The sequence below is a fragment of the Acidicapsa acidisoli genome (assembly GCF_025685625.1).
Taxonomy (GTDB): Bacteria; Acidobacteriota; Terriglobia; order Terriglobales; family Acidobacteriaceae; genus Acidicapsa; species Acidicapsa acidisoli.
The window spans coordinates 1,501,049-1,521,191 of record NZ_JAGSYI010000001.1; the positions used below are offsets into that span (position 1 = coordinate 1,501,049).

Genomic DNA, 20,143 nt, shown 5'->3' on the forward strand with positions numbered 1-20,143 from the left:
TGTTTTGTTTCTTACATGTTGGCGTGGCCGGAGCGCATTTCTTCATTGAAGGTTGGCTTGGTGATCGCGAGGGCCTTATCGAGTCTTTCGCGGAACTGTTCGGCGCGGCTGAGCAGCAGCGCGGTCGGCGCGGCATATTCGCCGGTAAGCGCGAGCAGTCCCTGGCCGGCTTCGTCGGCGGCCATGCGGAGCAGGTCGGCTTCGGTCGTGTTCAGGTACTGGGCATCGCGCGGATCGGCGATCCAGACAGGCCGGTTTGCACCGAGAACGCCGGAGAGCCAGTAGGTCTTGAGCAGCAGATATTCGAGGCGCGCGGCGTCGTCGGTTTCTGTGAAGACGAACTTCTTCTGCCAGCGGCTGTAATAGCGCGTGGTGACGGGGACGGGCTGGCGGTTGCCGCTCTTTACCAGTTCAAGCTGACCCTGGTCGAGGGTCTTGCGGACAGCGTTGTAGAGAAATGTCTCGGCGTAAGGCTGCTCGGCGGCGGGAACGATCTCGGCGAAGGTGACGGTCATCGCGGCCGCGATTTTTGCGTGGAGCGGGGAGTTGCTGCCGTCTTCGAGGTGAATTTCGCCGTGAACAACGTAGGTGTCCGCGCCGGAAGTCGAGCGGTGGAATGGCCACTGGAAGTTGCGCAGGGAGACGGGCAGTCCTTCCAGGGTGACGTACGCGTCGGGGCGGGGATTGCGCAAACGCTTGGCCTCTTCGGCGAGGTGCTGGGTCATGGCCGGGAGCAGGTCGGGCTTGTTGAAATCGAACTTTTCGCTCAGCTCAAGCTTGAGGGTGTGGCCTGGGTCGGAGACGGGCGCAAGCTCGAAGACGGCTGTGGGCGCGCCATGGAAGTCCTTGCCTTCGATGATGGAGACGAGCTTGAGGCCAGCCTGTTTGGCGGCGATGCCGATCGAGTCAGTGAGTGCGGTCTTGAGGGCGGTCATTTTGGTCCTGTCGGGACGGGTGTCCGATTGAGTCTACAGGTTGATTCTAACTTCTAACGCGGAACGCCTGACGGCTGTTGTTTTTAAGCGAAAACGATGAATTTGAAGGGTAGGGGGTAGGGGGTGAGTCTTTTTTGTGTCTATCCCTTTGATGTGACATGGGTTATCGGAAAAATCAGATGCCCAAAAGTGCCTTTTTAGGCTGTTTTTGGGCGCTTTTTGTTACTGTTATTCTCCTTGGCGGGCGATCAATATAAGTCTGAGGCTGCCGCATGTCTACATTATGTGCTCATGTCTACATTATGTGCTTCTGACGGATAATTCCCTGCAACCGATTCGCGCGCATCGCAAACTGATCACAGTTATTAGAGGCGAAACCCGAGGTGTCCGGCGGACATTGGGATTTGTTGGGAGGGGGTATCTGTAAGTTAACTTCCCGATCCCAGATTCTGAGCTGCGAAAGAACTTCAATATCGCGAAACAGAATATGCCGGCATCTGTGAAAAGTCCTGGCAGCAGCTCAGGTTGGCGTAACGTCGCCCCTCAGAGGCTAAAGCCCCGTGATATTGCGGGATTTAATGTACGGGCTGAAGCCCGTACCCTTCAAGGCGCCACAACACTGATTTTGCACGATGCTACTACTATCCTGTGCGTGGCTAGTGTGTGAATTCGACGCTGACCGCTGTGCGCGGCGGCTCAGTGCGGCCGGCTGCTTCGTCCATGCGGCCAAAGATCATCTTGCCAGAGGCGGTCTGGAGGACTGAGGTCACGGTGATCTCGACGGAGCGGCCGATGACGCGGCGGGCGTGATCAACGACGACCATGGTGCCGTCATCGAGGTAGCCGACGCCCTGGTTGTACTCCTTGCCTTCCTTGAGGATGAGGATATTCATCTTCTCGCCGGGCAGGACGACCGGCTTGAGCGCGTTGGCGAGGTCGTTGACGTTGAGCACTTCTACGTGATGCAACTGGGCGACTTTGTTGAGGTTGAAATCGTTGGTGACGACTTTGGCGTCCCATTTTTTGGCCAGTTCGAGGAGTTTGAGGTCGACTTCTTTGATGGAGGGGAAGTCGTCGGGCACGATCTGAATCTGGAGGTTGCAGTTGGACTGCATTCGCTGGAGCATATCAAGGCCGCGGCGTCCGCGCTGGCGCTTGGAGCTGTCGGTGGAGTCGGCAACCACTTGCAGCTCGCGCAGGACGAACTCGGGGATGACGAAGACGCCGTCCATGAAGCCGGTGTCGGCGACGTCGGCGATGCGGCCGTCGATGATCACCGAAGTGTCCAGGACTTTGAAGCTTTTTCGGCTGATCTTTTCGCCGGTGAAGACGTTGCCGAGGGCGGCGGGATTGAGCAGCTCACCCTTGTTGGTGCCCACCAGCAGGCCCACATAGGTCATCAGCAGCAGGACGAAGACCTGGATCACCGCCGAGGTCGGTCCAGCGGGGAGGGCTGAGCGCAGGACGAGACAGAAGAGGGACGCGCCGAAGATGCCGAGCACGCTGCCGGTGACGGCGCCGATGAGCCGACGCAGGTTGAGGGCGCGGACGCGCAGCTCAAAAACGATGACAGCTCCGGAAGCGATGGCTCCGGCTCCGGCGGCAATGGGAGGGGAAACGCCAAATGGTTGGAGGAAATAGCAGATTGTGGCGATGAGCGTAACGAAGAGAACCCGCAACAGAATTAAGTCCATGGCTTGCAGCTCCTGCCAGAGGGAGGGATTATTCCCTGGCAATTACAAAGTGGGAGTATGCATATCACAGTGGAGAGTCGTCAAGCCGCGAAAGTGTAAATTGCAAAAAATAAACACGCTTAGAAGTGAAAGAGTCGTTCAGTGGTTCTGAATTAGACCCAATGGGAGGGGTAACTGGGAATATTCAAGTACCTTCGAATGGGAGTTACGTTACGGACTTCTGTCTTGTTCTGTCTTGAACAGTGACCTATGGGGAAGTCCGGGGCGGCCTATTTTTAATGACGGAAGCAGGCGCTTTGTGTTTTGCTGTTGCAGTTGTTCAGGGGATGAACTTTGCAGCATAGTGAGATTTTCAGGGAAAGGAAGATTGGATGATCGAGACGCCGCAAATTTTAGAAACCGACGAGCAGCATTATGCCTTTCTGCACCGCAGGGTGCCGACGGCGGAGATACGAAACGTCATGGGGTCAGGGATTCGGGAAGTTTATTCCACGGTTGCGGCACAGGGAATCGCTCCGGCTGGGCCGTGGTTCACGCATCATCTGGCTCGGCCGGGTGAGTTCTTCGATTTTGAGATTTGTGTTCCGGTGAAGGAGCCCATCCAGCCTGCCGGCGAAGTCAAGCCGGGGATTTGGCCCTCGATGCGGGTGGCGCGCACGGTCTACCACGGCGATTACGACGAGGGCGAACACGAAGGACTCGCCGGAGCGTGGCCAAAGTTTATGGCATGGATCGCAGAGCAGCGGCTCACGATAGCTGAGGACCTGTGGGAGCGGTATCTGGTTGGCCCGGAAACGAGCAGCAATCCTGCGGATTGGCGGACGGAGCTGTATCGGCCTTTGGTCGACTAAGCTCCGTCCGGTTCCTGGCTAGTATTTCTGGACTTTAGGGTCGATTTCGTCGGACCAGGCGAGGATGCCGCCTGCTACGTTGCTGACTTTCTGGAAGCCGTTGGCCTTGAGCAATTCGGCGATCTTCTGGCTGCGGGCTCCGCTGCGGCAATGGATCAGGATTTCCTGCTCAGGATTGAGTTCGCCTAGGCGGTTGGGGACGTCGTTTTGCGGGATGAGTTTTCCGCCGATCTGCGCGATCTGATACTCGTAAGGCTCGCGGACGTCGAGGAGCAGGAAGTTGTCGTTGCGGGCTTCTTTGCTGTCGTTGCGGGCTTTCAGCTCTTTGACAGAGATCTGTGGGATGCCGTTTTTCACGGTTGCCGCCTGGGCTGGTTCGGGTGCGATTCCGCAGAACTGGTTGTAGTCGATCAGTTCGGTGACCGTCGGGTTGGTTCCGCAGACTGGGCACTCGGGATTCTTGCGCAGCTTGAGTTCGCGGAAACGCATCGATAGCGCGTCGACCAGAAGCAAGCGGCCGACCAGCGGTTCGCCCTTGCCGAGGATAAGCTTGATAACCTCTGTGGCCTGAATCACGCCGACGATGCCGGGCAGGATGCCGAGCACTCCGCCTTCGGCGCAGCTCGGAACGAGGCCCGGCGGGGGTGGTTCGGGGTAGAGGCAGCGATAGCAGGGGCCTTCCTCGGTGGCGAAGACGGAGGCCTGACCCTCGAAGCGGAAGATGCTGCCGTAGGCGTTGGGCTTCTTCAGCATCACGCAGGCGTCGTTGACGAGGTAGCGGGTTTGGAAGTTATCCGTGCCGTCGGCGACGATGTCGTACTGCGCGAAGATCTCGAGCGCGTTGGCGCTGGTCAGCATGGTGTCGTGCTTGACGACATTCATCGCGGGATTGAGCGCGTTGAGCTTTTCCTGAGCGGAGTCGACCTTTTTGCGGCCAACATCGCTGGTGCTGTGAATGATCTGGCGCTGGAGATTGCTGGAGTCGACGACGTCGAAGTCGATGAGTCCGAGAGTCCCGATGCCTGCCGCGGCGAGATAGAGCGCCAGAGGCGAACCGAGGCCACCTGTGCCGACACAGAGCACTTTCGCGGCCTTGAGCCGCTGTTGGCCTTCCATGCCGACTTCGGGGAGGATGAGGTGGCGGGAGTAGCGTCCCAGTTCGTCGTTTGTGAGCTGGGGCAGTGCTTCGGGTTCGGCGGTCGCATTGGTCATTCGGGGTCCCTTGAGTTTTTATTGTAAGACGAAGCGGCACTGCCTGCTGCCGGCATCCGGCCGGAAGGCAGTATCTAGGTGCAATTCATACTTGAATCAGCGGCCTCCGAAGGTGCGCTCCAGGTGACGCCAGGTCATTACGCCATAGAGGTATCCGGCGATGGCACAACCGGCGAGCGCCACGAAAAACCAGAAGGTTTCAACGGAAGTGGGGCGGGCGGCGGGCTCGATGAGGTAGTCAATTGCGTTGTAGAGCACAAACAGGCTGCCGCCGAAGAAGGCTACGCCGTGTAACCACAGAACCCTGGCACGGCCCTTGCGATAGAGGGCTCCTGCACGAAGCAGGCGGCGTTCCTGGCTGCGGACGAAGAGTTGGCTCATGGCTGCGTCCTCGCAACTTCGATGAATTCTCCGTTCTTTGGATTCAGAATATGGCGGGAAAACTGCGGTTTACTGGCTGATTTGGATCTCCTCCGGCTGGAATTGCTTATCATCTTCCCCTATGCCGGCAAGGTGGAACGAGTGGGTGTCGGCGGCCGATCCCTTGGCGACGCTTGTGATGACGTAAGAGCAGCCGAGCCAGTGGGCTTCCGCCAGGTCGGTCGGGGACCAGTGAGCGGGGTGGTCGGGATGCGAGTGGTAGAAGCCGAGGATTTCCTGTCCAGCGGCGCGGGCATCGCGCTCCACGCGGATCAGGTCCAGCGGGGATATCTCATAGCGGTCGTTCGGGTTGGCGGTGCTTGAGTTTTCCACTGCGACAGCCCGGGAAACTTTCTTTGTGTCTCCAGACAGTGTGCCGATGAGGATTCCGCAACACTCGCATGGATAGGAGGCTTCCCCATGCTGGCGGATCTGGCGGTAGACGGATTGGGGGAGTTGCAGCACTGTGACGGCAAAATTGCGATTGCGGAAGTGATTGTGCGACAGTTGAAGCAATCGGCATCGCTGCCGATATCTATTTCAACACCTCTTTGGGTTTCCGGCCAGGCAATCGTTGGTGGCCCTTTGGGGGACTGGATCGCAGGCATGGCAGGGAAAACGAAGGCTCCCACACTGGGGCAGATTCGGGATGCGCTGCGGGCGCATTCTTTTGAGGTAGCTGAGGCTGCCGGGGCTTTGCGCGTGGCCAAGCATGGATGCGCGGCCGTGCTGGTGGCAAGTGGGGCGGTAGGTCAGGAACTGGGCACGTCCACCGGCACGGATACGGCGGTGGCCTATAAGGAGCGGCCCGGAGCGGTGGTTGCGGGAGAGATTTCGCGGCTGCTGGACCGGGGCTACCAGAAGTTTTTGAAGACGAGCAAGTATGAGTTGCCGGCGACGGCGCAGCAGTTGCAGGCGATTCATCAGTTTACGGAAGAGCTGACCCAGGTGACCGGGGGCGTGAGCCTCTATAACGAGTCACTTGGCACAACCAGTGATTTGTACCAGTACGACCGGGTTAAGGGCCGCGAAGCGCTGCAACCTGCGCCTGCGCGACCCTGGGAACTGGGAGGCGGTCACTGATGCAGTAAGGAGCGGCGGATGGCGGCCCAGCCCGAGACGGTGCAGGAAGATCAGCAGTCGCGCAAGTCGAATGGGCCGGATCGTCGGGCGTATCCTCGCCACAAAGTGGATTGCGCGGCGGTTGTATCCGCCGTTTCCTGGTCCATGCAAATCTGGGGCAGAGTGACTGATGTGAGCCTGGGTGGTTGCCGGGTGGTCACGGATCAGCGCTATACGGCTGGGATTCTGGTGCGGGTCGAGGTGCAGTTTCAACTGCGCGGCGTGGCTTTTCGCTTTGCCGGGGTGATTGTGGGCAGCCGTGAAGCCAGGTGTTTCGCCGTCCGCTTTTTGGATGTGCCCGCACGCCGCTGGGAGGAATTGGCTGAGGTTCTCGCGGAGGTGGCGCAGGCGAATGCTTCGGCGCTGCTCGCTCGATTGCGGACGCCTCCGGAGATTCTTCCGATTACGATTCCAGCCGTGATCCCGGTTGCCGTTCCAGTTGAGGTGAGTGCAGCGCTCAGGGGCGATCCTCCGCAAGATGCCGTTTCTGTCGCCCACTCTGTCCAGTCTCATATCGCGCCGAAAGCGCCATCGGCAGCTTCCGATCGCCGCTCTCACCGGCGTCATGGTGTGGATACGAGCGTCCGATTGTTGCTGATCAAAGGCGGGATTTGCATGCCAGGGCGCATCGTCAACCTGAGCCTTGGCGGGTGCAGGATTCGGACCCAGGAGCAGTTCAAGGTGGGAATCTACGTGCGCGTGGAGGCGGAATTTCAGTTGCACGGACTGCCGTTCCGCGTCGGCGGCGTCAGTCAGGCGATCCAGGACAAAAACACTATCGGGGTTCGCTTTTTGGACGTCAGCGAACGGAAACGACGGCAACTGACGGAGTTGATTGCGGAGATTGCCGAGGCTTTTGAAGAGGCAGCCGGTGAAAGGGGCGCGGGAGATAAGCCGGCGATGACGCAATAAGGCGAGTCTCAGCCTCTCTTTGGAGCGCGATTGCCGGCGGGGTGCCCTTTGGCGCGCTCCCGTTGTAACTCGCGGTAGAGGTCACTCTTGCCTTGACCGGATTCGCGGGCGAGGTGTTTGAGGGCATCTTTTTCGGTCATGCCTTCGGCTTCGAGTTGCTGGAGGCGGACGAGCAGGCTGCGCGATTCTGTTTCCGGGGTGAGCGGAACGGCTTCGACAAGGAGGGTGATTTCGCCGCGGACACGGTCTCGGGCCGCGAGATTGGCTTTCACTTCCTGCACCGTGCCGCGAAGGAATTCCTCGTGGAGCTTGGTAAGTTCGCGGGCGACAACGACGCGCAGCACCGGGCCCCAGACGGATTCGAGGTCGGCCAGAGTTTCCAAAATGCGATGCGGGGCTTCGTAGAAGATCAGCGTTTTCGGCGCGGCATTGTCGGCGGAGCCGGGGGATTTTGCCAGATCTTCGAGGCGGGTGCGGCGGGCCCCGGCTTTTTCAGGTAGAAAGCCGAGGAACTGGAACTCGGCGGTGGAAAGACCGGAGGCGACCAACGCGCTGACTGCGGCGTTGGCTCCGGGAATGGGGTAGACCGGGATTCTGGCCTCGATTGCCGCCTGCGTAAGCCAGCCTCCGGGGTCGCTGATGCCGGGCATTCCGGCGTCGGAGACGACTGCGATGCGCTGGCCGGATTCAAGAGCAGAGATTAGCTCGGCGGATCGCTCGCGCTCGTTGTGCAGGTGCAGGCTTACGGTTGGCGTCGCGATCTGGAAGTGGTTGAGCAGCTTCTGCGTCTGGCGGGTGTCTTCGCAGGCGATGCGGTCGGCCTGGCGCAGGACGCGCAGGGCGCGGAGGGTGATGTCTTCGAGGTTGCCGATGGGCGTGCCGACGAGGTAGAGGCCGGGCGCGAGTCGGCGGTCTGTGGAGTTTGAGGTCTCGGTCTCCGATTCGTCGAGTTGATCGGGTTCACGCACTGAAGATAAGAATAACGTGCGGTGGCGAAGTCGACGACGACGATCAACTCGGGATGACCAGTCTTTGACGGCTTGTTTTTGCGCTACCGAATGCTGATTCCGCCTCCGCTTATGTGGTAATGCGGATAAGTGTCTGTATTTAGAGTGAGGTAGATCCGCGTATCTTTGGGAAGAGTCTGATAGTTTGCGGTCTGCGTGTCAATCAACAATTGGCCGTCATAGTTTTTACAAGAGACGGAGAGCAGGAAGTATCTGTCGCCTGGGAGGGAAAGACTCTTGGAAGGATCATCGCAATAGTAGCTCCCTTTAAAACCCTCACCTCTTGTCAGGGTTAAGTACTGTTTCGTTTTGCCTGAAAGGGTTTTCAGCCCGCGCGGCTCGTCAAACACGATACTCATGTCGTTGTCACGACGCGCAAACCTCGGGTAATCGAAACTGTAGAAAGAATAAAACGGAGATTTGATCGTAACATTCGCAGCCAGCCGGCTGGTTGGAATGGTCTCTACAGTTTCGGTAGGGACATCCGACACGTCCCTGCCATCGAAGTTCTTGAGGATCAGGTCTCCGCTATCGGTCGGGACCGAAAAGTAGATTTTGGATTTGGCGTCGAAAAAGTAATTATCCGCAGGGAAGGGTTTGAGAACTAACCGCAAGCTTTTTTCTTTAAGGTCATATTTCCAGAGTTCGCCATTTTGCGAAAATAACTGCGAGCCTTGCGACTCATAGAATTTGTCTTTGATCAGGTAAAGAGCGTTTGAGTCCCTTGCCCATTGGAATTCTTGATCTCTGAAGAAAGACCTTCCGATGGGTTTAGGTTCTCTGTAGATTGAGTCAACGGTTGTCACTTGATGAAAAGTCGGGTTGTCAAGACTGACGATGAACAAGTGTCCGTCTCCCGCAACGGCAATCTTCCGCTTGTCAGGAGCGACAAGATATTGGCCGACCTTTCCACGGGCCAGAGTTGGTGATTGCGGGTCGATATGATCGGAATGTTTCAACTCATTTCCGATGGAGTAGAAGAAGCTCTCATCGGCTTTTGCCTGAAAGTTCAAAGGGTGGAAGTCAACGATTTCAGAGGGCGTATAGCTGGCATCCATAGACAGCCAGAGGCTCGCGAACAGAATCACCGGCACGAGCGCAATTCCGCCAAAGATGAGGACAGTTCGTCTTCGAAGGAAGGCCGTCATTTGGTGACCCGCGAAAAGAGGTTCATGAGAATTGGCTCGTGAAGGAGTGCTTTGCTTCGTTATTTGATAATGTAAGCCCGGAACCTCATTCGAAACAAGACGGGAGCGATTCTGTATCTCGCATTTGAGGGACACTTAGGGTGGACTTAGTGCTCTCCGTGTCCCTGATTTCGTCTTGGAGCCAGCAGAATCGAGTCAGCCGAAGCTAGTTTCCGGATTCCAGGCGTTCGATTTTGCGCTGCTCGGCGAGCAGGGACATGTAGCTCTCAGGTTCTGGACGCTGACCATGCCTACGATGCGTTCGCCTTCGGCTACGGGGATCAGCCTAAGGCCGCGGCCTGCAGTGATGCGGCGGATGATGGCTCCTAGCGTGTCTTCGGGTTTGGCGACCTGGAAGCTGCGGGAGATGACGCCCTGGATGTAGCCGTTGCCGTCGGCGCGGAGGGTGGCAGCGTAGCGAAGCTGGTCAGCATAAATTCGCGGATCTGCAGCGGTAGAATTTGGGAAACCGGGTCTCGAAAGCGAGACCCAGGGCACCCGAAGCAGCGTGGTCGAAGTTTTCCGGTTATGTGGACGGGGTACGGGTTGCGGGCTTCATAGTTCCGGATTTGACTTCCACTGCTTTAACCGCAATATCCCGGTATTGATATCGGCCAGTCTCTTCTCGATATTCGGTTCTTCCCGCTCAATGCTCAGCGCGCCCTGGTAATTCATCGTTTCGAGTTGCTGCAGAAAGGCGGGGAAATTTACTTCTCCATCGCCCAGCGCGCATTCCTTGCCGAGATGAGTGCTGTCGCCTGCAAGCGGAAAACGAGCGTCCTTGCAATGAACTGAGAGGACGTGGGGACTTAGGAGATCAAGTGCAGCCAGTGGATCGCCAGAGGCATAGATGATCATATTCGCCGGATCGAAATTAACCTTCAGATTTTGCCGGTCTACGTGCTTGATAAATGCGAGCAGGACGTCCGCAGGTTCCTGTCCGGTTTCCAGAACAAAGTCCTGACCATGACTTGCACAGTGGTCGCAGATCAGTTTGGTTAGATCGCTGAGTTCTCCGTACAGTGCTTCCTTCGGATTGGTAGGAATGAAACCGACGTGGCAGGAAAGAGCCGGAATGCCTAAACTATGAGCGAATTTAGATACTTCTTTTGTTCTCGCAATTCGCTCCGCTCTTAGATGTTGCGCAGTAAAGCCTACTGTTTGATGAATGGTTTCCAGGGTCGAATAGTCTTCGCCCGCATAGGAGCACACGGCGCTGGTCACATGAACCTGCCATTTGTTCAGGCTTATCTTCCAATCGTCGAGAGCCGTTTCGCAATGCAATTCCGGAGGGACACCGAGTTGTCCGCAATTCAGCTCAAGGTCTTGAAGCTGGCGAAGAACAGATTCCGCATTCTGGTCGGCCCAAAACACCAGCCCAATCTGCATCGGTTTTATATTTTGCACGACGATTCCTTTTAGGTAGTGGGTCATTTTGAAAACAGTGCGAAGCCTCAGGGGCTAAAGCCCCCTGATATTGCAGGGCTTAATGTGCGGGCTGAAGCCCGTACCCTTCAAACTGACCCCACCTCTTTTTTATCCGGGGTTTGTTCAAAGCGATAATGAGAGCGCTTTATCGTGCAGAGAGATCCCGAATCCAGATATCCTTGAACTCCATGTTGCCCTGGCCGCCTGCGTGCAGCTGGAGCGCGATGGTTCCATCGAAGGAGCTTGGCTTGGGGTCGGTAAAGTCCACCATTTCGACGCCATTCAGACGGGATCTGTAGCGGTTGCCGACGACTTCGAGAAGATAGTCGTTCCACTCGCCCATGCGCACTACGCCTTCATTTTCCGGAGCGGGCCAGGCTACCCATTCGCGTCCGTCTTCCGCATAAACACCAGCGGTGTGATGCATCATCTTGCAATCGATCTCGAATTGCATGCCTTGGGTTACATCCGCTGTGCCCGGCTTGAATGCGGAGTGAAAAAATACGCCGCTGTTGCCATCGCCGACGCATTTAAACCGCAGCGAGAGTTGAAAATTCTTATACTTCTTTACGGTTTCCAGATATCCATAATCTTTGGTGAGTCCTTTGCCGTGAATGAGCCCGTCCTCGACGGTCCAACTCTCGTTGCCGACTTTTGACCAGCCAGTAAGATCGGAGCCGTTGAAGAGAGAGAGCCAATCCTCGCCCGGTAACTTGACCTTATCCTGAGCAACTAACATATAACCGCCTGCAACTATGGTGACAAGGAGCAGAGCAGTAGCGAAAAGGCGCTTTCGAAATCTAAATTGCTGACAATTAGTTCTGGTTTCGGGAGAATTCTCCGGGCGGGATGAAACAGCTTTACGCATGTTCAATGAAATGTATCCTCCGATGACAAGGATTGTAGTGTATGAACTCCTTGCTGTTGGCAGGTTCCGTCCGGCAATAACTCGCAATCGGTGCAGAGTCTCGGCAGTGTTAGCTGCCGGATTCCAGGCGTTCGATTTTGCGCTGTTCGGCCAGCAGGGACATCGATGTCATCAGGTTCTGCACGCTGACCATGCCAACGATGCGTTCGCCTTCGGCTACCGGGATCAGCGTGAGGCCGCGGCCTGCGGTGATGCGGCGGATGATCGCTCCCAGCGTGTCTTCGGGTTTGGCGACCTGGAAGCTGCGGGACATGACGCCCTGGATGTAGCCGTTGCCGTCGGCGCGAAGGGTTTCGACGATGCGCTGGCGGTTTACGATGCCCACCAGCTGCGACCCGCGGACGACGGGGAAATCTTCCTGCAAGGAGTGGACGCAGCGGACTAGCGCGTCGGCCAGCGTGTCGGAGGGCGAGAGCGTGGCGAAGTCGGTGAGCATGACTTCGCGCATCTGCACGGTGTCGACGACGGACTGGAAGAAGATGCCCTGATCTTCAAGCTGCGCGCCGATGAAAATGAAGAAGCCCGCGGCCGGGAGAATTGGGTCGTGCAGGAAGAATCCGACGAAGATCGCGCCGAGAGCCAGCAACTGCCCCAGCCCGACGAGGGCACGGCTGGCCGGGGTTTGTCCGTGGGTGCGGGCAATTCCGCTGCGCAGCAGCCGGCCGGCGTCGAGGGGATAGGCGGGGAGAAAATGAAGCGCGCCGAGGAATGCCTGCAGCCAGACCATGCTGCGGATCAGCGCGGTGGGAGAGACAAAAGGCGCTGCAAAGAGCGAGAAGCCTCCGCTGGCGCCGGTGACGGTTGCAGCCAGCACCAGCGCCGTGGCCAGGTTGGCGATGGGTCCAGAGAGCGCGAGAGCGTATTGCGCGCTGCCGGAGTTGGCTATCTCCTGGCTTTCCGGGTTGGCGTAGGCAAAGAGGCCGCCGATGGGCAGCAGCAGCACGGTTCGCAGCCGCAGGCCGAGCCATGCTGCGGTAATCAGCCGCGCGGTTTCGCGCACGGCAACTGCGCCCGCGATCAGAAACCACAGGCCGAGGCCGGCAGTAGCGCTGACGCCGACGGCGTTGGCAAAGAGCAGGCAGACGACGGCCAGCATCACAAAAAAGGTGTGGATGCGAATTTCGACGCCCATCCAGCGGCCCAACGGGATTGACCAGCCACGCATACACATTGATTGTAGACACTGCGCGGGAGGCAGGCACTGACGGGTGAGTTTTTCAAGCCTCACGGGAGCGGTTAAGTTAAGACAATGCGAGTCATTGCGGGGAGTCTTCGATCTCGGCCACTGCTGGCTCCGGCGGGGCTGGACACGCGTCCCACGGCGGACCGGTTGCGGGAGACGCTGTTTAACGTCCTGACCAACGGCGCGGTGAATCGCGTAGCGGGCGCGGCGTTTTTGGATTTGTATGCGGGGTCGGGAGCCGTGGGGATCGAGGCGCTCAGTCGTGGGGCGGCTTTGGTGACCTTTGTCGAACAGGGCGCTCCGGCGCTGGCTGTTCTGAAGAAAAATCTCGACAGTCTTGGTCTGGGTAGTTCGGGCCTGCGCGGCGGAGGTCTCCGGGTTGAGAAGCGCAGTGTCGGACGGTTTCTGCGCAATGTGGAGAGAACTGCACTGGGATCGTTTGGTGTCGTTTTTCTCGATCCGCCATATGATCTGGCGGAAGAATATGCGACGACACTGGGGCTGCTTGGCGGCGAATGCGCGGCGCTGCTCGCGCCGGGGGCGCTGGTGGTTGCGGAGCATCGGCGCAAGCAGCCGCTTGCGGAGAGCTATGGCGGTCTTAGACGAACGCGGCTTCTGGAGCAGGGCGACGCGGGGCTGAGTTTTTACGAAGTTGCGCCAGCGGCCCCGCACGTCGTGTAAGACGAATTAATGCCGGATAACTCCATTTTCAATTGAAGTTATCTCGTCAAGGAATGGCGGGCGGAGTCAAAGGCTTATTGGCAAGATCGTGAACATGGACGGCCCCATAAGTGGTCATCCCGGCTACGGCTGCGATGCCTACGAGCATCAGCACTTTTTGACCCGTAGTAAATCCTGTTCGGAGATAGGCTACATCTGTGTATAAGATCTCGGTCGTTGCCGGATCGTTATGCAACTGAAGGGTGAAGGATCGATCTCCGATGGCGAGAATCCGGCCGAATAGCTGGACCCCATTTTGTTCTTGTACGGCGATCCAATGATCTACTCCGCGTTTCATCACGCGCACGTGCACTGTTCCGGGGTCCAGCGGTTTCGGCTCAGCATTGGAAGGTGTTGGGATCAGCAGAAGGCAGACTACGGAGAGCGCGACGAGTCGATAAAGCTTCTCTCGGAAGCTTGACATGAGTTATCCCCCGCTGCGTAAATGCGCGCAGTAACTTAGTTGCATCTGGAGACGCATGCGCGGGGAAATAGTTGCACGTAGTAAAACGGAGTCCTAATTCATCTGACTGGACTTGGTTTTCAGGTACTTATTGAAGGGGATTTCGAAGTAAAAGAGTTCTTTGCCGTCTGCGTCTTTGATGGTGTGCAGATTCAAAAGTGCGTCTTGCAGCGGGTGGGAGAGTCCGCTGACGTCGTAGAAGAGAAATCCGGCGCGGGTGGTGTGCGGTTCGATGACGAGGGCCTGAAATTCGAAGGTATCGAAGTCCTGCTCGATCTCCTTGTCGCTGGCTTTGGGCTTCATTTTGATGGCAGGAATGGGGCCGGGCATGGGGATCTTGGTGCCTTCCCGCTCTTTGCGAGTCATGAGGCGTTCGACATCTTCCGGTTCGGCGGCCTGGATACGGTCGCCCGTGGAGGTGACGAAGAGGATGCGCGCGTCGCGGAGCGAGATGGGCCGGTCGCCGTTGTTGGTGACAATGAGGCGGACGGGCATGACTCCGTGGGAGATGTAGTCGACGCGGAAGAGCGTCATCTTGTCCTTGGTGTCGTAGGGTTCCGCGGCGATGGCGAGTTTTTCGTCGGTGTGCACCTCAACGGCGGCGAAGTCAGTGGCCGGCTGGACGGCGGGCGGAGTGTGATCGCCGGCGTGGGAGGGTCTCGGCAGCAGCGCGAGGATGGCAATTGCCAGAACAGCGAGCGGGGCTGAGGTGCCTGTCATTCTTCGACGCGAAGACTTCATCGAAGAAAACTGTATCAGGATTGCCGGCGCGGAAGGTAAACAGTCGAAGCGGGGAATGGGAGAGTGGCCAGAGGGAAACGGGCGCGACTGTATGATTTGAGGGTTGCCCATTCCGGAATTGGTTGCAGTATGGCGGTCTGTTCCGGTTCTTTGGCGCACTGAGTCCATGATTCTTTTCCTTTATAACGTGGGACTGCTGTTGGCGCTGGTGGTCAGCGCGCCGTGGTGGCTTTGGCGGATGGCGACAACGCGGAAGTACCGCGAGGGGCTGCGCGAACGTCTGGGCGGGGTTCCAGCGCGCATTTGGGAACGGCAATTGGACGCGGTTGGGGGTGCTTCTGTAAGCAGACCCGTGATATGGATTCATGCTGTTTCGGTCGGCGAGGTGCTGGCAGTGACTCGCCTGGTTGCGGAGCTGGACGCTGAACTTCCGCAGTTTCGAGTCATGATTTCTACGACAACCAGGACCGGGCAGGCACTGGCCCGCGAGCGTTTCGGCGCGGAGCGGGTTTTCTATTGCCCGCTGGATCTGCCGTGGGCCGTTCGTGCGTATTTCAAGGTGTTGCAGCCGCGCATGCTGGTGCTCGCGGAGACGGAATTCTGGCCGAATCTGCTGAGTTGTTGTTTTCGGCGTGGGATTCCGGTGGTGGTGGTGAATGCGCGGATTTCGGATCGTTCGTGGCCTCGCTACCAGCGTCTGCGCTCGCTTTGGCAGCCGTTTTTGAGCCGTCTAGCTGCCGTGCTGGCGCAGTCCGAGGTCGATGCCGAGCGTTTGTGCGTGCTTGGGTGCGTGCCGGATCGGGTGACGGTGAGCGGAAACCTGAAATTTGATGTACGGGTCGGGGACGAAGCGGCGGCTACGAGCCTGATTCGGAAGCTGACTGGCGATTTGCGGCTGGTTGTGGCTGGGAGCACGCTGGAGGGTGAGGAAGCGATGTTGCTGGCGGCGTGGCCGGAGCTTTTAGATGCTGAGCCTAATCTGGCGATGGTGCTGGCGCCGCGCCATCCGGAACGGTTTGCGGCGGGGGCGGAGGTGTTGGAACGCGCAAGGTTCCCTTGGAGGCGCCGATCGAGGATCGGAGAGCGGGAGCTGGCTTCTGGTGAGATTGTTCTCCTCGATTCCATCGGCGAGCTGGCTTCGGTGTATTCGCTGGCTGCTGTGGCGTTTGTCGGCGGGAGCCTCGTGCCGGCGGGCGGCCACAATCCGCTGGAGCCTGCGCAGTTTGGCGTGCCGGTGGTGATGGGCGAGCATTACGGCAATTTCCGGGCGATTGTTGAGGCTATGCGGGCGCAGGATGCGATGGTCATCGCGCCAGCGGACGAATTGGCCGAGGCCATTTCGTCTGTGCTCGGCGACACAGCGGCTGCGCGTGCTTTGGGGGATCGTGGACGGAGGGTCTTTGAGGAGCAGGCAGGCGCTACGAAGCGCTCGGTTGTGGTGATCAAGAGGCTTCTGGGCGAGGAGGGTGCGGCATGAAGCGTCCCTGGCTCTTGCCCCTGATGCCGCTCTACGCGGCGGGGCTGGCGATGCGCATGGCGGGATTCGGGCTGGGATTGCTGCCGTTGCGGCGGTTGCGCTGGCCGGTGATCAGTGTCGGCAATTTGTCTGCCGGAGGGACGGGAAAGACGCCGTTTACCATCGCGCTGGCCAAATTGCTGCTACGGGAGGGAATCCACGTCGATGTGCTCTCGCGTGGGTACGGGCGCCAGAGCACCGAGGTGGGGAGGGTCAACGCTGGCGGCTCCGCCGAGCAGTTTGGCGACGAGCCTTTACTGATAGCCCGGGAAGCCGGCGTTCCGGTGTATGTGGGGGCGCAGCGCTGGCTGGCTGGCGAGCTGGCGGAAAAGGAAGCTGCCGACGAAATTGGCGTGCATCTTCTCGATGATGGCTTCCAGCACCGGCAACTGGTGCGGCTGGCGGATATTGTGCTGGTCAACTCCGAAGACCTGGAAGACCGGCTGCTGCCGGTCGGGAATCTACGCGAGGGTCTTGGTGCGCTCAGGCGGGCGCGTGTGCTGGCCGTCGCGCAAGGGGACGATGCGGCTGTCGACTCTTTGCAAAAGCTAGGCCTGGGACCGCTGATTGGGCAACAGGTGTGGCGATTTCGCAGGGAGATGATTGTGCCGGAGATTCCAGAGAGCCTGGCTGCGCAGCCGTTTGTCGCCTTTTGCGGGATCGCGCGGCCTGAGCAGTTCTTCTCCGGCCTGGTGCAGCAGGGATTTCAGATTGCCGAAAAGCGCGTCTTCCCTGATCACCACCCGTACATCGCGGACGATGTGGAGGCGCTGTACCAGATAGCGCGGGCGACAGGCTCGGGGGCGCTGGTTACGACCGCAAAGGATCTCGTTCGCCTGGCAAGCCTCGGGACGGCGCTCGACGAGGTGTTGCCGATCTATGCTGTGGATCTTCGGGTGGTCTTTGAGGACGAGGCTGGGGTTGCCGCATGGCTTCTGGGGGTTCTGGGGCGCTGAGCAAATTGACTTCTTTGAATTCCGGCTGTGAGAAAATTGGGGTTTGCGGAGTCACTTTCAGTTTCGGTTGCTGGTGGTTCGGCTGGGGGCGATGGGCGACATTCTCCACGCTCTGCCGGCGGTCACGGCGCTGCGCAGGGCGCATCCGGGGTGGAAGATTGACTGGGCTGTCCAGCCGCGCTGGCGGCCTTTGCTAACGGCTGAGCCGGAAAATGCGGAATTGGATGCCCCACGGAACGAGGCCCGGCCTGTCGTAGACCAGGTTCATCTGGTTCCAACTAAAGCTTGGGGACGCAGGCCTTTTCAGCGCCAGACGCTGTCGGAGATTCGTGCGTTGCGTTCGCAGATGCAGGCGGCCGAGTACGAGGCTGTGCTGGATCTACAGGGAGCGATCCGGTCGGCGGTGGTTGCGCGGCTTTCGGGCTGCCGGCGGATTATTGGCGAGGCCCGGCCAAGGGAAACTCCGGCGAAATGGCTGTTTACCGAGCGGATCGAGACGGCGGGCGAGCATGTGATTGAGCAGGATGTCGAGCTTGCCAGCGCCGTTGCCGGTGACCTGTTGACGCCAGTCACGTCCATGCTGCCCGTTGACGACGCAGCTGAAGAGTGGTGCGACCGGCTGGACGCGCTTAACCACGCTATCGAGATGGGGCGGCCGGTGCTGCTGATTCACCCAGGGGCTGGCTGGGGCGCGAAGCGATGGCCTCCGGAGAGGTATGGCGTGGTTGCTGCGGAGTTTGCGATGCGCGGCGGGCTGGTGCTCGTAAATGCTGGACCGGGTGAGGAAGCTTTGGCGGCGGCGGTTATCGCTGGAGCGCAGACTGCGGAAAGAGTGTCGGTCGTCGCGTGCTCCCTGGAGCAACTGGTTGCGCTGACGCGGCGGGTTTCCATCGTGATTGGCGGGGATACGGGACCGGTGCATCTGGCCTGTGCGCTGGGCAAGCCGGTTGTGGGGATCTACGGGCCGACGGACCCGCGACGGAATGGTCCCTTTGGAAACCGGTTTCGCGTATTGCGAAACCCGGAAAGCCGGAACGACCATACGAGGCGGGAGCAGCCCGAGGCTGGTCTTCTTACCATCTTGCCGAATGCGGTCATGGCTGCGGCTATTGATTTGATGCTGGAGGAACGGAGAGCCCGGCAGAGTGCGGAAGAGCAGTTGACCTCTGGTTCCGGCGACGCCCCGGGCTACAACTCCGGCACGCATCCGGCGTCGGAGGCGCTTAGTTCATGACGGAAACCGCTCAGAACTCTTTTATGGCCGGGTGGCAGAAAATCGCCCGGCGTATTCGTGTGCCCCTCGGCTTTGTCGCGGCGTTGCTGTATCTGTGGCAACTGGCGGTGCACAAGCCACAACCGGTTTTTATCCTTTGGAGCCTGCCGCTGGTCCTGGCGGGATTGTGGTTGCGCGGATATGCTGCCGGGTACGTGAAGAAAAATAGGGAGTTAACGATGACTGGGCCCTATGCGCATGTGCGGAATCCGCTGTACCTCGGTTCGATTTTGATTGCTGCGGGATTCGCGGTTGCGTTGATGAGCGCGGCATTCGCAGTTGCACTTGTGGCGTTTTTTTTGCTGATTTACGTGCCGGTGATCGCCTCGGAGGAGGCGTTTCTTCGCGATACTTTTCTGGAATTTGAGTGGTATTGCGCCCGGGTGCCCCGGCTGATCCCGCGAATTACGGCGGCGCGGACACCAGATGGCCCGAGAGGCCAGAGCGGCAGTTTTTCTTTCGCGCTCTACCGCAAACATCGCGAGTACAATTCAGCCATAGGGGCCGCACTACTCTATTTGAGCCTGTTGCTGGGGATTTTGCTGCACTCGATGCATGGGAAGTAGAATCTTGATCGCATCACAGCACAACATTTCCACGCGGGTCTCGATTTGGGACGGAACTCGTCTATATATGGGGCCGTCAGTTTTCGCCTGTTCTGCTCTGTCGGGGAACGGCAAGTCACAAGACCATATCGGCGCTGAGCCGAAGCGGAAGTTCTAACTTTTCGATCGATATCGGGGCCGGCACGACGACCCTGGGGAGCGGACCCTTACGTTGAAGCACTATTCTTTTTTCTCTTTTTCAGGCGTCGCGGTACTGGCCATGGCCGCGTTGCTCGTTGCGACGGGCATTTGTATTCCACTCTGGAGCCAGCAAAGCGCTCCGCAGCAGATTCCGTCCCTTCCGGCGCCTCGGGCCGGCTACACCTTTCCCTCTAAGCAGACGTTTACCTACGCAGTCGACTGGCGAGTCTTTCCGGCGGCAACGGCTGTTCTGCACTTGGAGGAGGACGGACCGAGGGAGCATCTGACGGCAAATGCCGACACCCTCGGTGCGATCAATCTGCTGTTTCATGTCAGCGACAAATTCCAATCTACCTTCGACCGGGAAAAAGGCTGCACGACGGAGTTTGACAAGCAGACGGTGGAGGGACGGCGTCAGATCACGTCCACGCTCAAGCTGGACTACGCCGAGGGCAAGTCGATTCTCGATGAGAAAAACCTGACAACGGGACAGACGAAGCGGCTCGAGGCGGGAATTCCGTCCTGCGTAACGGACTTGCTGACGGGTGTCTTTTATGCGTCGTCGCAGACGATGACGGTCGGCAAGAGTTTCGATATGCCAGTGTCGGACCCGCTGAAGACGGTGACGGTGACGATGAAGGTTGAGGGCCGGGAAGAGCTCAAGTTGCCCGCTGGGACCTTCAAGACGGTTCGCGTGGAGCCGACAGCCGAGGCCGGAGTGGTGAAGAATCGCGGGCAGATCTGGATCTGGTACACGGACGACGACCGGCATTTGCCGGTTCAAATGCGGGCGCGGTCGTTCTGGGGAACGATCACTTTCCGGCTGGCGTCTCTGGAAAACAAGTAAAG

At 58.7% G+C, this 20,143-nt stretch carries 22 protein-coding genes; 9 read left to right on the plus strand and 13 right to left on the minus strand.

Translation table 11 applies throughout. The annotated features are described in order from the left end of the window. Positions 1–11: 11 nt before the first annotated feature. A complete protein-coding gene (locus OHL23_RS05970) occupies positions 12–935 on the minus strand; it encodes a hypothetical protein (protein ID WP_263350868.1) in 924 nt (307 codons plus the stop codon). A gap of 656 nt (positions 936–1,591) precedes the next feature. Beyond that, entirely contained in the window at positions 1,592–2,629 is a 1,038-nt protein-coding gene (locus OHL23_RS05975; protein WP_263350869.1) for a PIN/TRAM domain-containing protein, read from the minus strand. Between the two features lie 371 nt (positions 2,630–3,000). Between OHL23_RS05975 and OHL23_RS05980 the strand changes: the two genes are divergently transcribed. Further along, the gene (locus tag OHL23_RS05980; RefSeq protein ID WP_263350871.1) at positions 3,001–3,480 is read left to right on the plus strand and encodes a GyrI-like domain-containing protein; all 480 of its coding nucleotides are present in this window, start codon (positions 3,001–3,003) and stop codon (positions 3,478–3,480) included. Positions 3,481–3,498: 18 nt separating this feature from the next. On the opposite strand, the gene moeB is transcribed toward OHL23_RS05980, so the two are convergent. The 3 genes from moeB to OHL23_RS05995 form a co-directional block, all read right to left on the minus strand. After that, complete coding sequence (gene moeB, locus OHL23_RS05985; RefSeq protein WP_263350873.1) at positions 3,499–4,692, minus strand: molybdopterin-synthase adenylyltransferase MoeB; 1,194 nt, start codon at positions 4,690–4,692, stop codon at positions 3,499–3,501. A 96-nt stretch (positions 4,693–4,788) separates the two neighbouring features. Beyond that, entirely contained in the window at positions 4,789–5,073 is a 285-nt protein-coding gene (locus tag OHL23_RS05990) for a hypothetical protein (protein WP_263350874.1), read from the minus strand. Positions 5,074–5,142: 69 nt separating this feature from the next. Next, a complete protein-coding gene (locus tag OHL23_RS05995; protein WP_263351732.1) occupies positions 5,143–5,577 on the minus strand; it encodes a M67 family metallopeptidase in 435 nt (144 codons plus the stop codon). Here OHL23_RS05995 and OHL23_RS06000 point away from each other — a divergent pair. Both OHL23_RS06000 and OHL23_RS06005 read left to right on the plus strand, forming a co-directional pair. Further along, positions 5,533–6,195, plus strand: a complete 663-nt coding sequence (locus tag OHL23_RS06000; RefSeq protein WP_263351766.1) for a hypothetical protein — start codon at positions 5,533–5,535, stop codon at positions 6,193–6,195. The genes OHL23_RS05995 and OHL23_RS06000 overlap by 45 nt on opposite strands. A gap of 18 nt (positions 6,196–6,213) precedes the next feature. Then, the gene (locus OHL23_RS06005) at positions 6,214–7,146 is read left to right on the plus strand and encodes a PilZ domain-containing protein (RefSeq protein ID WP_263350876.1); all 933 of its coding nucleotides are present in this window, start codon (positions 6,214–6,216) and stop codon (positions 7,144–7,146) included. A gap of 8 nt (positions 7,147–7,154) precedes the next feature. On the opposite strand, the gene rsmI is transcribed toward OHL23_RS06005, so the two are convergent. From rsmI to OHL23_RS06035, 6 genes are all read right to left on the minus strand, one after another. Continuing rightward, complete coding sequence (gene rsmI / locus OHL23_RS06010; RefSeq protein WP_263350878.1) at positions 7,155–8,114, minus strand: 16S rRNA (cytidine(1402)-2'-O)-methyltransferase; 960 nt, start codon at positions 8,112–8,114, stop codon at positions 7,155–7,157. A gap of 83 nt (positions 8,115–8,197) precedes the next feature. Continuing rightward, positions 8,198–9,247, minus strand: coding sequence for a hypothetical protein (locus OHL23_RS06015; protein WP_263350879.1), 1,050 nt, complete (start codon positions 9,245–9,247; stop codon positions 8,198–8,200). 249 nt (positions 9,248–9,496) lie between these two features. Continuing rightward, positions 9,497–9,838: a CBS domain-containing protein gene (locus tag OHL23_RS06020; RefSeq protein ID WP_263350881.1), complete on the minus strand. Its 342-nt coding sequence runs from the start codon at positions 9,836–9,838 to the stop codon at positions 9,497–9,499. Positions 9,839–9,895: 57 nt separating this feature from the next. After that, positions 9,896–10,747 (minus strand): sugar phosphate isomerase/epimerase family protein, encoded by an 852-nt coding sequence (locus OHL23_RS06025; RefSeq protein WP_263350882.1) that lies wholly within the window; start codon positions 10,745–10,747, stop codon positions 9,896–9,898. 166 nt (positions 10,748–10,913) lie between these two features. After that, positions 10,914–11,507 carry a 3-keto-disaccharide hydrolase gene (locus OHL23_RS06030; protein ID WP_263350884.1) on the minus strand — a complete coding sequence of 198 codons (594 nt, stop codon included), beginning with the start codon at positions 11,505–11,507 and terminating at the stop codon, positions 10,914–10,916. A 238-nt stretch (positions 11,508–11,745) separates the two neighbouring features. Continuing rightward, positions 11,746–12,828 (minus strand): CBS domain-containing protein, encoded by a 1,083-nt coding sequence (locus tag OHL23_RS06035; RefSeq protein WP_263350885.1) that lies wholly within the window; start codon positions 12,826–12,828, stop codon positions 11,746–11,748. Between the two features lie 117 nt (positions 12,829–12,945). Between OHL23_RS06035 and rsmD the strand changes: the two genes are divergently transcribed. Beyond that, positions 12,946–13,560 carry a 16S rRNA (guanine(966)-N(2))-methyltransferase RsmD gene (gene rsmD / locus OHL23_RS06040; protein ID WP_263350886.1) on the plus strand — a complete coding sequence of 205 codons (615 nt, stop codon included), beginning with the start codon at positions 12,946–12,948 and terminating at the stop codon, positions 13,558–13,560. 46 nt (positions 13,561–13,606) lie between these two features. Here rsmD and OHL23_RS06045 read toward each other — a convergent pair whose 3' ends face one another. Beyond that, positions 13,607–14,023 (minus strand): hypothetical protein, encoded by a 417-nt coding sequence (locus OHL23_RS06045; protein WP_263350887.1) that lies wholly within the window; start codon positions 14,021–14,023, stop codon positions 13,607–13,609. Positions 14,024–14,116: 93 nt separating this feature from the next. Next, positions 14,117–14,782, minus strand: a complete 666-nt coding sequence (locus OHL23_RS06050; protein WP_263350888.1) for a hypothetical protein — start codon at positions 14,780–14,782, stop codon at positions 14,117–14,119. A gap of 187 nt (positions 14,783–14,969) precedes the next feature. Between OHL23_RS06050 and OHL23_RS06055 the strand changes: the two genes are divergently transcribed. The 5 genes from OHL23_RS06055 to OHL23_RS06075 all read left to right on the plus strand — a co-directional run bounded on the left by OHL23_RS06055 (position 14,970) and on the right by OHL23_RS06075 (position 20,141). Then, positions 14,970–16,280, plus strand: a complete 1,311-nt coding sequence (locus OHL23_RS06055) for a 3-deoxy-D-manno-octulosonic acid transferase (RefSeq protein ID WP_263350889.1) — start codon at positions 14,970–14,972, stop codon at positions 16,278–16,280. Further along, positions 16,277–17,275, plus strand: a complete 999-nt coding sequence (gene lpxK, locus OHL23_RS06060) for a tetraacyldisaccharide 4'-kinase (protein ID WP_263350890.1) — start codon at positions 16,277–16,279, stop codon at positions 17,273–17,275. The genes OHL23_RS06055 and lpxK overlap by 4 nt, the downstream gene beginning before the upstream one ends. 43 nt (positions 17,276–17,318) lie before the next feature. After that, the gene (locus tag OHL23_RS06065) at positions 17,319–18,509 is read left to right on the plus strand and encodes a glycosyltransferase family 9 protein (protein ID WP_263350891.1); all 1,191 of its coding nucleotides are present in this window, start codon (positions 17,319–17,321) and stop codon (positions 18,507–18,509) included. Then, positions 18,506–19,114, plus strand: a complete 609-nt coding sequence (locus tag OHL23_RS06070; protein WP_263350892.1) for a methyltransferase family protein — start codon at positions 18,506–18,508, stop codon at positions 19,112–19,114. The genes OHL23_RS06065 and OHL23_RS06070 overlap by 4 nt, the downstream gene beginning before the upstream one ends. Positions 19,115–19,325: 211 nt before the next feature. Continuing rightward, on the plus strand, positions 19,326–20,141 hold the full coding sequence (locus tag OHL23_RS06075; RefSeq protein WP_263350893.1) for a DUF3108 domain-containing protein: 816 nt from the start codon (positions 19,326–19,328) through the stop codon (positions 20,139–20,141). Positions 20,142–20,143 lie beyond the last annotated feature (2 nt).

Excerpts from the sequence above, each read along its gene's own strand:
- OHL23_RS05970 (WP_263350868.1), bottom strand. The coding sequence starts at position 935 with ATGACCGCCCTCAAGACCGCACTCACTGACTCGATCGGCATCGCCGCC.
- OHL23_RS05975 (WP_263350869.1), bottom strand. The coding sequence starts at position 2,629 with ATGGACTTAATTCTGTTGCGGGTTCTCTTCGTTACGCTCATCGCCACA.
- OHL23_RS05980 (WP_263350871.1), top strand. The coding sequence starts at position 3,001 with ATGATCGAGACGCCGCAAATTTTAGAAACCGACGAGCAGCATTATGCC.
- moeB (WP_263350873.1), bottom strand. The coding sequence starts at position 4,692 with ATGACCAATGCGACCGCCGAACCCGAAGCACTGCCCCAGCTCACAAAC.
- OHL23_RS05990 (WP_263350874.1), bottom strand. The coding sequence starts at position 5,073 with ATGAGCCAACTCTTCGTCCGCAGCCAGGAACGCCGCCTGCTTCGTGCA.
- OHL23_RS06000 (WP_263351766.1), top strand. The coding sequence starts at position 5,533 with ATGCTGGCGGATCTGGCGGTAGACGGATTGGGGGAGTTGCAGCACTGT.
- OHL23_RS06005 (WP_263350876.1), top strand. The coding sequence starts at position 6,214 with ATGGCGGCCCAGCCCGAGACGGTGCAGGAAGATCAGCAGTCGCGCAAG.
- OHL23_RS06030 (WP_263350884.1), bottom strand. The coding sequence starts at position 11,507 with ATGTTAGTTGCTCAGGATAAGGTCAAGTTACCGGGCGAGGATTGGCTC.
- OHL23_RS06035 (WP_263350885.1), bottom strand. The coding sequence starts at position 12,828 with ATGGGCGTCGAAATTCGCATCCACACCTTTTTTGTGATGCTGGCCGTC.
- rsmD (WP_263350886.1), top strand. The coding sequence starts at position 12,946 with ATGCGAGTCATTGCGGGGAGTCTTCGATCTCGGCCACTGCTGGCTCCG.
- OHL23_RS06045 (WP_263350887.1), bottom strand. The coding sequence starts at position 14,023 with ATGTCAAGCTTCCGAGAGAAGCTTTATCGACTCGTCGCGCTCTCCGTA.
- OHL23_RS06050 (WP_263350888.1), bottom strand. The coding sequence starts at position 14,782 with ATGACAGGCACCTCAGCCCCGCTCGCTGTTCTGGCAATTGCCATCCTC.
- OHL23_RS06055 (WP_263350889.1), top strand. The coding sequence starts at position 14,970 with ATGATTCTTTTCCTTTATAACGTGGGACTGCTGTTGGCGCTGGTGGTC.
- lpxK (WP_263350890.1), top strand. The coding sequence starts at position 16,277 with ATGAAGCGTCCCTGGCTCTTGCCCCTGATGCCGCTCTACGCGGCGGGG.
- OHL23_RS06070 (WP_263350892.1), top strand. The coding sequence starts at position 18,506 with ATGACGGAAACCGCTCAGAACTCTTTTATGGCCGGGTGGCAGAAAATC.